Source organism: Terriglobia bacterium (assembly GCA_020072565.1).
Classification (GTDB): Bacteria; Acidobacteriota; UBA6911; order UBA6911; family UBA6911; genus JAFNAG01.
The window spans coordinates 1-12026 of record JAIQGI010000094.1; the positions used below are offsets into that span (position 1 = coordinate 1).

Here is a 12026-nt window from a genome sequence, read left to right on the forward strand (position 1 = left end):
TCCCCTTTCTGCATAAAGTCGGAAGGCCGAAGTGTAGATCGCAATTCAAATCGATTACGGTCGTTTCTTGATGCAACTCAATGGAACACTGTGGGTTGCTAGATTTCTAAATTTGCTCAGTGGGACAGCAGTGGGACGCGACCCGATTTCCCCTGTGAAGCATCGCACCAAGGGTTTCCGCCATCCGGAGCAAGACCCGCTGCTTCAGCCGTTTGCGGATCGGCTGAGTTTTTTCACCTTATGGGACTTATTGCTACCGACAAGTTGGTCGTCCCGAAAGACAGTCCAGGAAAGCTGGCCGGCGTGCTGCTCCAATTACGTCCTTGCCGTCATTTGTGGCACGGCTGACTATTTTCACCACACGGGGATGAGTCAGGTGAACTGCCGCAAAGGGCAAACAATTTGCAATTCTGCCGCGCAGCCCGCTCAGGCTGTGGTCTGACCGGCTGACTCGATTGTCAGCGCTGAAATCGTGCAGGCACAGATATGGCTTATGAAAATTCTGAAAATTCTGAGGAAATGAATCATGAGGCGAGGGTTACTGGCGAGTGGCTCGAGTGCACCCAAGGGTCCCCCGTTTTCAGAACCGTTGGAACCGGGACCCTGTTCCGCTCGTCTAGACAACAGGATCTCCGGTGGCTGGGCGGATTTCTGTCCGGAACCGGCGAACGAGTGAATTTGATATCGACCTGGCCTTTGAAAATCGCCTGGAGAAAGCAGGCCAAACCTTGAAAACCGGATCGAAGCTCAGTCAACAGCTCATCAACCTTCTGCGGTTCATGCTTGTGTTCGTGTTTGTGTCGAGCCTGACGGTAGCGCTCCCGACAGTTCCACAGAAAGCCGGCGCCCAGGGAAAGGCACTGGGGGGAAAAATTCCGCCGCTGCGTCGCAAAGCCCTTGTACCGGGAATCTCCATAGCCGTCCTCGACAATGGCCGGGTGGCCTGGCGAGGCTGCCTCGGGGTGAAAAATGCCGAAACCGGAGAGCCGGTCAAGGATGATACCGTTTTCGAAGCTGCATCGCTGAGCAAGCCGGTCTTTGCTTACGGCGTCATGAAGCTGGTGGACCTGAAGAAGCTTGATCTAGACAAACCGCTTGCGCAGTTAATCTCTGAGGCGGACCTGAACACGGCCTATCCGCCCACAAAGGGTGGGGACCTCCGGGACAAGAAAATCACTCCGCGCATGGTGCTGACGCACTGCACCGGTTTTCCCAACTGGTTCAGGGGGCGGCCAATGAATTTTCTATTTGACCCGGGCGAGCGCTTCAGCTATTCGGGCGAAGCCTACACTTTCCTGTCCGTCACCGTTCAGGCGATCACCGGAAGATCGTTCAACGATTTCATGCGCGAAATGGTCTTTGAGCCGCTGGGCATGAAAAACAGCAGCTATGTCTGGCAGGAATCCTATGACAAGCAGTTTGCTGGTAGCCACGATATCCTTGGCCACCGCACGCAGCGCGGCAAGATCACGGTCCCGCTCGTCGGTGCCTCTCTCTACACCACAGCCGCTGATTATGCCCGCTTCCTGGTCGCACTCGGAAGCGGTGAGGGGCTCAGCCGGGAAACCTGGCAGGAGATGATTCGGCCCCAGATTGCGGTGCGCGGCAGGGATGGCAAGGGAGAAATCAATTTCTACTGGGGGCTGGGAGTCGGCGTGAACCAGACCGAGAAGGGGAAAACTCTGTGGCACTGGGGCGACAACGGCGACTTTAACGCCTATTTCGAAATTTTCCCCGGAAACAAGCGCGGCGTTGTCTTTTTCATGAACGGCGCCAATGCTCATGCTATCACGCCCGTGATCACGCGCGAAGTTATGGGCCTGGAGAGGCCGGCCATCGCCACCGCCTATTTCCGTTACCCGACGCTGGATGCGCCGGCCATGGAACTCGCCCGGGCCTTTCTGACGGGGGGCATGAGGCAGGCGACAAAAACGGCGATTGCGCTCATGCCAGGCCGGTCCGACTGGGAATCGACTGCCGGCCAGCGCTTCTTTTATTTGGCCAGGGCAGCACTAAGCCAGGGTGATTTCGCAGGCGCGCGCACAGCTGTGGAACTGTACTCGCAACACCTCCCTGACAATCCTCAGGCAATGGTCATGATGGCCGCGATCAAAATTGCCGAGGGAGATCGAGCCGCAATGACCGACCTGCTCGACAAGGCTCTCAGGTCAGAACCGCAACTGGAAGGCGCGATCAATAGCCTGGGATACGCACTCCTCGGCGCCGGCCGCGTCGAGGAGGCGATTGCGATCCTCGATTACAACGCCGGACGGTTCCCGAAGTCCGCCAACTGCCTGGATTCTCTGGCAGAAGCCTGGCTGAAAAAAGGGGACCGGGACAAAGCCGTCGTATTCTATCGCAAGGCGCTGGAGATTGATCCCCGCCTGTCCTCGGCGATCGACGCCCTCAAACGCCTGGAGGTGAAGAAATAAAATCTTTCGCAATCTCCGTGGCTCCGGCGGCGTGGCTGGGGATGATACCGAGCGGCGTGTCGCCGATGACACGTTGCGCACTATCGGGAAATAGGGTGGCGTCCCTGATATCGAAAATTAGTTAATAGGCCTCTCCCCCCGTCCTTGACGCCTTTTCGAGTCCTGGTCTACAATCGCTGCAAACGTCAATTCGAGGAGGCCCTAAATGAGATCTGGGATATGGAGTCGACGTTCGTTCCTGCGTTCAGCCGGTGTCCTCGGGACAGGGGCATATGCACTGAAGGCCGGCGGTCTCGAACGCGTCACGGCCGCCGCCCAATCGATTGCGGACCGGGCGCCGGCGGAGGTCGCGAAAGATGAATTCTTCTGGCGGGAGATCCAGTTAGCCTTCAAGCTCGACCGCACGCTCATCAACCTCAACAACGGCTTCACCTGCCCGACCCCGCGGGTCGCTCTCGAAGCGGTCTGGCGCTACATGGACATGATCAATATGCTGCCCGTCCATTATCAGGGTCAGGTTGCGGCGAACGTTCAGACGATCCGCCTCCGGATGGCGGCCGAATTCGGCTGCGACCCCGAGGAGATGGCCCTGACGCGCGGCGCCAGCGAGTCCCTCCAGATCGCCCAGAACGGGATCGATCTCAAGGCGGGCGACGAGGTGATCACGACCGAGCAGGATTACCCCCGGATGCTGACGACCTGGGACCAGCGGATGCGCCGCGACGGCATCAAGGTGACCCGCCTCCAATTCCCAGTGCCGACGACCCAGGACGATCTTTATCAACGTTTCGAGAAAGCGATTTCGCCGCGGACGAAAGTGTTCCATTTCTGTCACGTGACCAACCTCACGGCCCAGATGTTCCCGGTGCAGAGGCTCTCGCGCCTGGCCCGCTCGAAAGGGATCGTCACGATCGTCGACGGCGCGCATGCGTTGGGGCAGTTCCCGTTCAAACTGCGGGACCTCGAATGCGACGCCTACGGCGTCAGCCTGCACAAATGGCTGCTTGCGCCGATCGGGAACGGCTGCCTGTATATGCGCCGGGAAATGATCCCGAAATTCTGGCCGTTGCAGGCCGCGCCGGAGCAACAGGACAACGATATCCGCAAGTTCGAGGCCATCGGGACACACCCGTGGGCCATCCGGGCCGGCCTCGGCGAAGCCCTGGCCTTCCATCAGGCCATCGGGGCCGAGCGCAAGGCGGCACGATTACGCTACCTTACCTTGCGCTGGGCGAACGCGCTCAAGGTCCATCCGCGCATCAAGATTCTGTCGAACCTCGGCGAGCCCGCCGAGACATGGGCGGTCGCGGCGGTGAACATCGAAGGGATCGACGTCAGATCTCTGGCGAGATTCCTGATGAACAAATACAGGATCGTGGTCGTTGCGCTCGTCGGCGGAGCTCCCCCCAACCAGGTCTTCGACTATCAAGCCCTCCGGATTTCCCCGAACGTCTACACGACGCTCGAGGAGATCGACACGTTCGTCGCAGCGATGGAGGATGCGATGAAGAACGGCGTGCCGACCTCGGGGGACGCTGATTTCCCCGTTATGACCGAAGGGATCGACTGACATGAAACGTCTTATCGTTTTGCTCGTTGCCGTCCTGGTTTTCACCCTCGTCGCAGGCGCTGGCGTCTGCTTTGCCCAGGGAACGTTCAAGGTCCCGTTCACGTTCCAGGCGGGCGACAAGAAGTTCCCGGCCGGCGATTACAGGATCGCCCGAAAAGGGAACGAACAGATCACCATTCGCCAGGAACCGAACGGCAGTGAAGTCGCGATCACGGTCCTCAAGACGCTGGCGCAACCGAGCCCGCCCTTCGCCGAGCCCCAGCTCATCTTTGATGTGGTCGGGAACTTCGAACCTTCCTATACCGAGTACGTGACGGATTACTTGCTTGCGGAAGTGTGGTTTCCCGGGCAGGACGGATGCCTGCTCCACGTCACGAAAGGAGCACACTCGCGCCAGACCATCAAAGGACAGAAAGCGGCAAAGTAGCGCCGGCCCTGGTCGCTGAGCGCCACCGATCGGTCCTCGCGTCCGCTCCGGTTCCAGTTCGGCGGATCGACGCTCAGGAGAAGGATCTTGCAGGTAACCGCGGGATTTCTGCTCCCGCACCGGGGTGCTGCACACGAGAACTTCACACCGGACTAATCCTGCATTGAATCGTAGTCCCGGTATGCCGTGCGCAGGCGGGCAAAGGCATGCCGCGATTTCACCAGCAACGGCGGAATGTCGCGCAGGGCATATCGCCGCAGCAAGGGGAGTTGCTTCCATGGAGGGATCGCGCTGCGGTAAAGCCGCGTCAATTCCGCGAAAAAATCCTCCAGGGGAAGGCTTGTCGGCAGCAAGGTGTGGATGAAATCGAAGTAATCAAAATTGTGGGTGAGCAGCCGATCCTTGACCTCATCGTACAGGTCTGTGCCCGGGAGGGGCGTGAGCACGGCAAAAGTAGCGAAGTTGAGCCCGAGTCTCCGACAGTAGCTGCGATACGCCGCGAAGTCTTCGCGGCCGAACTCGGGCCGGACGATGAACGAAGCATAAATGTCGATGTCCAGGTCCTGGAGTACTTTTATCGCCTGCTCGTTGTCGCTCGCCGTCGAGCGCTTGCGGATGTATGCGAGGTCCTCGTCGCGCACGAACTCCAGGCCGACGAAAATGCGCTCGAGGCCGACATCGCGCCATGCCTTCAACAGATCAGGGTGCCGCACGATGGTGTCACTGCGACCATAGAGGAAGTAGCGCTTGCGGATGCCGGCCTGGCCAATCAACGCCGCCATGCGCGCCATGCGGTCCATGTCCACGAGAGACTCGTCGTCCGCAAAGAAGACGCACTCCTCCTCTATCTGCCTGAGCTCCTCCACGACCCGTTCGGGCGATCTTCGCAAATAGCGCCCATCCGCGGTCTTCCATTCGGCGCAGAAAATGCAACGATGCGGACACCCTTTGGACGTGCGCATTGAGGCCAGCGGCTTCATCCACTCGCAGTAGTATTGCCGCCGGTATCGGGCTGTCAGAGCCCGCGCAGGAAAAGGAGCTGCGTCGAGGTCGATCGCAGCGCCGGCATCCTTAATCACGAGGCCCCCATCGGACTGGACCGCCAGGCCGGGTATGCCTTCGAACCCTGCCTGGATTCGTGACGACGAACGATTTCCCGGAACGGCTCGATCCCTTCGCCGCTGACCACGAGATCAATTTCCGGCGCCAGGAAATCGGCAGGCGCGACCGTTGCGTGGTGTCCACCGACCACTGTGAGCGTCCCCTTGTTCCATTTCTTTATGTCGCGGGCAAGATGCCGGACCGTATTTACGTGCACGGTGTAGGCGGTGAATCCGACTATGTCGGGAATGAAGTCTTCGAGTACTGAAGCAAGCCCCTTGTCGAGACGCATGTCGAGGATGCGGACATCGTGATCTCCGGCGACGCCTGCGGCCACGTACTCCAGGGCCAGCGGCTCGAAAAGAAACACCTCTTCGCCGCCAATGGTCACGGGAGCCTTCGGAGGTTCGATGAGCAGAATTTTCACGGCACTCTCCTTGTGGAACTGTCCGGGTTCAACCACGCCACGCGGTTATCGCGCTGAGCCCTGGCCAGACTTCCGGGCGCGGCCATCAAATTCATTTGAGCATCCTTCACGCCGAGATCCGTATTCACGGCGAAATCATAGCCGCTTTTGGCCATGAACAGGAGCTTTTCCGCCTGCCCTACGGTGCCGGACAACAACGGTCGCTGATCGATCGCTGCGCGCGATAGCACACCGCGCGGGCGCTTCACCAGCGCTCTGGAGTGCGACAGCTTGCCCTGAACCCTATACGCAAATCGCTATCTGCGTCGCACTTTCGGCGCTCAATTCTTGAACCTGCTGGAATCCCGGTCTTACGGCCGGGCCTACTTACTGCCGGCCTTCGGGCCTTTCTTGCGGGATCTCATGGCCCTGGCACCTTCCGCAGATCAAGCGCGAAGCGTCGGCAGTGAGTGGCCCCGCGCGCAAACGCGGGGTTTAGCACAGCGGTCCGGCTTCACCCTGCCCGTTGTGCTCAAGACGCCGTTTGTGATGGAGGAACTGCGGCTGTGGCCGCGATGTCGGGTGCTGCAGAGCCCCTCAATCATCCCGGCTCACAAAATAATATTTGACAAACTTAACAGAGTAAATTATATTGACGTTGTTCATTATGGGCGTGACAGAGAGACGGCATCGGCAGAAAGAGGAATTGCGGCTGGAAATCCTGGCGGCGGCCGGCGAGCTGTTTGCCAAGGAGGGGTACGAGAATGTCTCCATGCGCAGGATCGCGGAGAAGATCGAGTATTCGCCCACCACCATTTACCTTTATTTCCGCGACAAGCGCGAATTGATCGACGAGATCTGTAACCAGACCTTCGCGCTCTTGTCGAAGAGGCTGGAGAAAGTCAATGAGGCCGGGGAGGATCCGGTCGAGCGCCTGAAGGCCGGGCTCAAAGCATACATTGAATTCGGCATAAAACACCCCGACCAGTATCGAGTCGCCTTCATGACTCCGTGCGATGCGGTATGCGATGGAGTCGTCAAGACCCAGGGTCCGGGAGCGCGGGCGTTTCAATACCTGACGCAAGGCGTCGCGGAATGCATCCAGGCAGGGCTTTTTCGCGAGACCGACGTGCTGGCGGTCAGCCAATCGCTATGGCTGGTCATCCACGGCGTGACGGCGCTCAAAATCACCCACGCCACGGCCTTTCCCTGGATCGAACACGAGCGGCTGGTAAACCTGACCCTCGACACGGCCCTGCGGGGGCTGCTCAAGTAGGACATTTTTTTTGCCTATATGATTAACGATGTTAATAAGATAACCGACGTTACGGAGGAATGAAGTTCATGGCATCGCTCGCCGTTCGCAACCTGTTTCACGATCGGGTCCGGCTGGCCGTCACGCTGACGGGCATCATCTTCGCGGTGGTGCTGGTGGCCGTGCAGACGGGGCTGTTCATCGGCTTTACTTCCACCACCTCGAACCTGATCGATAACTCCGGCGCGGATTTTTGGATCGCGTCCAAGGGTGTGGAATACATCGAGGTGGGAGTCTCTTTCTCAGAAAAACAGCTGTATCACGCGCGCGCTGTGCCTGGGGTGGCCGAAGTGCAGAAATATATCGTGCGGTTCAGCCAGTGGAAGCGTCCGGACGGATCCGTCGAGGGCTGCGAAATCGTGGGATTCGACCCCGACAGCCGCCTGGGCGGCCCGTGGCGCATGAGCCAGGGCGAAGTGCGCGATCTCAAGCTGCCGGACACGGTGATCATCGACCACTTTTACGCGCAGAAGCTGGGGGTGACGCACGTGGGCCAGACAGTGGAGATCCGTAACATCCGTGCGCGCATTGTCGGCTTCACCGAGGGGATCCGCACCTTCACCACGTCGCCGCTGGTGTTTGCGTCGCTCAAGAACGCGCAGCATTACACCGGAACAGCCGAAAACCAGACGGTGTTCCTGCTGGTGAAGGCGGCGGCGGGAACCAACCTGGAGCAGCTTCGGACCGATCTTCTGGCGCGGATGAGCGACGTGGACGTGTTCCGCACGGCGGAATTCAGCTCAAAAACCACGCGCTACTGGATGTTCGGCACGGGCGCAGGGGTAACGGTGATTATGGCGGCCGTGCTGGGGCTTCTGGTGGGCGTGGTCGTGGTGGCGCAGACGATCTACGCCGCCACGATCGATCACATCCGCGAATTCGGCACCCTGAAGGCAATGGGCGCGACCAACGGCTACATCTATCGCATTATCCTGCAGCAGGCCGTGATCAGCGCACTGATCGGCTACGGCGTAGGGATTGCGCTCGCCATGGCCGTGGAATGGTCGAGCCGCGGCGGCGGCGCCAATATTGTGTTGCCCCATGCCGTGCGGGTGGGCCTGTTCGGACTCACCCTGATGATGTGCGTGAGCGCGGCCATGGTGTCCATTAACAAGGTGACCAAGATCGATCCGGCCATGGTGTTCAAAGGCTGAACGAGAACGGGAGGGGAATCATCCATGACGCCTGCGATCGAAGTGCGCGAACTGACGAAAACCTATGCCGAGGGTGCCGCCACCGCGCGGGCCCTGGACGGCGTAAACCTGGATGTGCATCCGGGCGAAATGACCCTGCTGATGGGGCCGTCGGGAAGCGGCAAGACCACCCTGATTTCCATCATGGGTGCCATCCTGCGCCCGACGAGCGGCAGCGTGAAGATCGCCGGCCGTGAAATCACGCGCCTGCGCGAGCGGGAACTGCCGGCGCTGCGGCTGAACCACATCGGCTTCGTGTTCCAGGGCTTCAACCTGTTTCCGACCCTGACGGCAGCGGAAAACGTGGAGGTGGCGCTGGACTTGAAGCAGATTCGCGGCGCGGAGGCGCACAGGCGCTCGCGCACGCTCTTGGACGGCGTCGGCCTCAGCGACAAATATGGCGCGTTCCCGGCAGATTTGAGCGGTGGCCAGAAACAGCGCGTGGCGATTGCCCGGGCGCTGGCGGGCGAACCGTCAATCATTCTGGCCGATGAACCGACGGCGGCGCTGGACAAGACCAGCGGCGGCGCCGTCATGGACATGCTGCGCAGCCTGGCGCGAGACAAGGGACGGGCGGTGGTGATCGTTACTCACGACAATCGCACGCTAGGCTTCGCCGACCGCATCGTCCGCATCGAAGACGGGCGCATAGGCGAGGTGCTGACGCGCGATCGGATTCATGAATTTGCGGGAGGGGAACAATGAAAATGCGGATCATTTATGCGTCGGTACTGTTAATCACGGGAGGCGCGGCTGTGGCAGCCGTGATTCACGGCCGCACCGCCACGCGCCCGGCGCCGCCTGCGGCCGTTTCCGGGGCGCCAGGCAACGCCGTAATCTGCGCGGCGGGCAAGGTGGAGCCGGTATCGGAGGTGATCAAGATCGGATCGGAGCTTGCCGGCGTGCTGCGGGAGGTTACGGTGGAGGAAGGACAGCACCTGCGGCATGGGCAGGTGATCGCGGTGCTGGCCAATGCCGAGTATGAAGCGCGAGTTCGGGAGGCCGCCGCCACGATTGCAATCCGCCAGGCCGAGCTCGAGCGCATCGTCAACGGAGCTCGCGACCAGGAACGCCGCGAGGCCGCGGCCGCGGTGGAGGAAGCCGAGGCGGTACTGGCCAACGCCCGGGCTGAGATGGCGCGGCGCCAATCGCTGTTTCAGACCGGCGATGTTTCGCGGTCGGACTGGGAGCGCACAGAACGCGAATACCAGGTGGCCGAAGCCCGGCTGGGGCAGGCGATGCAACGCCATGCTCTTGTCGATGCGCCGGCCCGCGCCGACGAGAGAGCACGCGCGGAGGCCGGCCTGGCACTGGCCCGCGCGCAGTTGACCGAAGCAGAAGCGCTGCTTGAAAAGACAGTGGTGCGCGCACCATTCGATGGGAGCGTGCTGAGGCGATTCCGGAAGGCCGGCGAGACGGTGTCCGACAGGGGTGACACGCCCATCGTCAGTTTCGGCGACGATTCCCGCCTTCGCGTGCGCGTGGACGTGGACGAGACCGACGTGGCCAGGCTGCGTCCCGGCGACCGCGCCTACTTCACCGCCCAGGCGTTCGGCCCGCAGAAGTTCTGGGGACGCGTGGTCAGCGTCGGCCGCGAGCTGGGCAAAAAGAATGTTCCGACCGACGAGCCTTCGGAGAAGCTCGACACCAAGGTGCTTGAGACGCTTGTGGAACTGGATGGCCATCCGCCACTGCCGCTGGGCCTGCGCGTCGATTCGTTCATTATTGCCGGCGGAGGGAAATAAAATGCGACACAGCTTCTGGATCTTTCTGATGGCGGCCTTGGCATGGAGCGCGAACGATGCAATCGCGGCTCCGCCCCAGATCGGAGCCGGGCTCGCGCAGCGGCGGCTGACGCTGGAACAGGCCGTGGAACTGGCCATTCGAGCCAACCTGGATGTGGCCATCGAGCGCCTGAATGTGGACGCCGCGGACGAGGCGATACGCGCGGCTTCGGGCAGTTTCGATCCGGTCGTCCGCTGGCAGCCCTCGCTCGGCAACTTCAACACGCCGGTGGCATCCGTGCTCCAGGGTTCGAGCGGCGTTCTCAACCAGCATTCGTCGGGGCAGATCCTCGCCCTGCGACAAAAAACCGGGTGGAACGGGTTGGAGCTGGATGCAGAGTTCAGCAACAACCGCGTGACCTCGACCGATCCGTTCCAATCGCTCAGCCCGTTCTATTCCTCGCAGCTCAGCTTTACGGTCACGCAGCCATTGATGCGCGGGCGGCAGATCGATGGTGAACGGGCGCAGATCAGGATTCGCTCCAAGGAACGCGACGCATCGACGGCGCAACTGGAAATCAAAGCCATCGAGGTCATCACGCGTGTGAAACAGGTCTACTGGGATCTCGTGGCGGCGTGCAGACAATCGGAAGTGGCGGCCGAAGCCGTCGATCTGGCGAAGGTTCAACGGGAACAGATCCGGCGCATGATTGAGGCCGGGGCGCTTCCGGCTGTCGAACTTTCCGCCGCGGAAGCCGAGTTCCAGAGCCGCCTCGACGACCTGTACCGCTGCGCGGGCGCGGTTGCGGAGTTCGAGAACAGCCTGAAGACGCTTCTGGCGCACGACCGGCTCGAGAGCCTGTGGAACGAGGAAATCGTGCCGGCGGACAGCGGGGCCGTGGCACCGCCGGCGGCGATCGAAATCAAGGAAGCCATGGACCAGGCGTTGCGCCTCCGCCCCGAGCTCAGAGTCATCGAAGCCGAGCGGGCCGTTGTCCGGGTGCAGACGAAACAGGACGGAGATCTCGTCAAGCCCCAGATCAACCTGGTGGCAAGTTATTCGCTGGCGGGCCTGGCAGGGAGCGTCAGGCCGGGCGTGAATCCACTGGCGCCGTTCCTTCCTGCTCCGACACTCCTGCCTGGTCTGCATGCAGGCGGCTTGGGATCGTCCCTCTCCAGCCTGTTCGGCGGAGATTGCCGGTCGGTCCAGGCGGGCATCACCTTCGTTTTCACGGGGCGGAACTGGACGGCGCAGGCCAATCTCGCCGCTGATGCCATCGCGGAAAAGCGCCTTGAATTCACGCGGCTGCGCACCGAACAGATCATCCAGGCACAAGTGCGAAATGCGTTCCAGGCGCTCGATACCGCTGCTCAGCGCATGCAGGCGGCAGAGGCAAGCACAAAAGCGGCGCTGGTGAAGCTCGACAGCGAATCGAGGCTGTTCGCAATCGGGGAATCGACCAATTTCATGGTGCTCACGCGCCAGAACGAATATTCTGCGGCGCGGCGCCGCCAGGTGGACGGCGAAGCCGCCTTTAACAAGGCCGTCGCGCAGTATGAGGCGGCACTGGGTACGACGCTGGCTTTGAGCGGCATGCACGTGGAATGGGATTCAGGAAGACGATGACCATTGGCGGGAGGAGGACACTATGATGCAGAACTCCACTGAGGATCAGAAAATATAGTGACGCAATTCCGACGGAAATTGTGTCGCCCCTACAGGCATGCGCGTCAAGTTAAGGAGAGCCAGCTGTTTTCCGCAGGATCGCTTCCATTGCGGAGACAAAGTTGGGGCGATTCCGTTTGTCATAGGTGCAGTATCGCTGTACGGCTCTGCATAACTTTGGCGATGCGACCT

Annotated in this window: 11 protein-coding genes; 8 read left to right on the forward strand and 3 right to left on the reverse strand. The window is 60.9% G+C overall.

Annotation, left to right across the window (positions count from 1 at the left end; genetic code table 11):
• The first annotated feature begins 728 nt into the window (after positions 1-728).
• The 3 genes from LAP85_28390 to LAP85_28400 all read left to right on the forward strand — a co-directional run bounded on the left by LAP85_28390 (position 729) and on the right by LAP85_28400 (position 4429).
• Positions 729-2432 carry a serine hydrolase gene (locus tag LAP85_28390; GenBank protein MBZ5500332.1) on the forward strand — a complete coding sequence of 568 codons (1704 nt, stop codon included), beginning with the start codon at positions 729-731 and terminating at the stop codon, positions 2430-2432.
• A 205-nt stretch (positions 2433-2637) separates the two neighbouring features.
• Positions 2638-4002 (forward strand): aminotransferase class V-fold PLP-dependent enzyme, encoded by a 1365-nt coding sequence (locus tag LAP85_28395; protein MBZ5500333.1) that lies wholly within the window; start codon positions 2638-2640, stop codon positions 4000-4002.
• A gap of 1 nt (position 4003) precedes the next feature.
• Entirely contained in the window at positions 4004-4429 is a 426-nt protein-coding gene (locus tag LAP85_28400; GenBank protein MBZ5500334.1) for a hypothetical protein, read from the forward strand.
• 152 nt (positions 4430-4581) lie between these two features.
• Here the strand turns inward: LAP85_28400 and LAP85_28405 are convergent, their stop codons facing one another.
• From LAP85_28405 to LAP85_28415, 3 genes are read right to left on the reverse strand one after another with little or no spacing between them, the layout of a single operon-like run.
• A complete protein-coding gene (locus tag LAP85_28405; protein MBZ5500335.1) occupies positions 4582-5508 on the reverse strand; it encodes a radical SAM protein in 927 nt (308 codons plus the stop codon).
• Positions 5505-5957, reverse strand: coding sequence for a cobalamin-dependent protein (locus LAP85_28410; protein MBZ5500336.1), 453 nt, complete (start codon positions 5955-5957; stop codon positions 5505-5507). Before LAP85_28410 ends, LAP85_28405 begins: the two co-directional genes overlap by 4 nt.
• Positions 5954-6205, reverse strand: coding sequence for a hypothetical protein (locus LAP85_28415; GenBank protein MBZ5500337.1), 252 nt, complete (start codon positions 6203-6205; stop codon positions 5954-5956). The genes LAP85_28410 and LAP85_28415 overlap by 4 nt, the downstream gene beginning before the upstream one ends.
• Before the next feature lie 383 nt (positions 6206-6588).
• On the opposite strand from LAP85_28415, the gene LAP85_28420 reads away from it, so the two are divergent.
• The 5 genes from LAP85_28420 to LAP85_28440 all read left to right on the forward strand — a co-directional run bounded on the left by LAP85_28420 (position 6589) and on the right by LAP85_28440 (position 11795).
• The gene (locus LAP85_28420) at positions 6589-7212 is read left to right on the forward strand and encodes a TetR/AcrR family transcriptional regulator (GenBank protein MBZ5500338.1); all 624 of its coding nucleotides are present in this window, start codon (positions 6589-6591) and stop codon (positions 7210-7212) included.
• A gap of 68 nt (positions 7213-7280) precedes the next feature.
• On the forward strand, positions 7281-8405 hold the full coding sequence (locus LAP85_28425) for an ABC transporter permease (GenBank protein ID MBZ5500339.1): 1125 nt from the start codon (positions 7281-7283) through the stop codon (positions 8403-8405).
• A gap of 24 nt (positions 8406-8429) precedes the next feature.
• Complete coding sequence (locus LAP85_28430) at positions 8430-9149, forward strand: ABC transporter ATP-binding protein (GenBank protein MBZ5500340.1); 720 nt, start codon at positions 8430-8432, stop codon at positions 9147-9149.
• Positions 9146-10189, forward strand: a complete 1044-nt coding sequence (locus LAP85_28435) for an efflux RND transporter periplasmic adaptor subunit (protein ID MBZ5500341.1) — start codon at positions 9146-9148, stop codon at positions 10187-10189. Before LAP85_28430 ends, LAP85_28435 begins: the two co-directional genes overlap by 4 nt.
• A gap of 1 nt (position 10190) precedes the next feature.
• Complete coding sequence (locus LAP85_28440) at positions 10191-11795, forward strand: TolC family protein (protein MBZ5500342.1); 1605 nt, start codon at positions 10191-10193, stop codon at positions 11793-11795.
• The last annotated feature ends 231 nt before the right edge of the window (positions 11796-12026 follow it).

What these genes read in the sequence shown, in the direction of transcription:
- LAP85_28425 (MBZ5500339.1), top strand. Translation starts at nt 7,281, where the DNA reads ATGGCATCGCTCGCCGTTCGCAACCTGTTTCACGATCGGGTCCGGCTG.
- LAP85_28435 (MBZ5500341.1), top strand. Translation starts at nt 9,146, where the DNA reads ATGAAAATGCGGATCATTTATGCGTCGGTACTGTTAATCACGGGAGGC.
- LAP85_28440 (MBZ5500342.1), top strand. Translation starts at nt 10,191, where the DNA reads ATGCGACACAGCTTCTGGATCTTTCTGATGGCGGCCTTGGCATGGAGC.
- LAP85_28430 (MBZ5500340.1), top strand. Translation starts at nt 8,430, where the DNA reads ATGACGCCTGCGATCGAAGTGCGCGAACTGACGAAAACCTATGCCGAG.
- LAP85_28400 (MBZ5500334.1), top strand. Translation starts at nt 4,004, where the DNA reads ATGAAACGTCTTATCGTTTTGCTCGTTGCCGTCCTGGTTTTCACCCTC.
- LAP85_28395 (MBZ5500333.1), top strand. Translation starts at nt 2,638, where the DNA reads ATGAGATCTGGGATATGGAGTCGACGTTCGTTCCTGCGTTCAGCCGGT.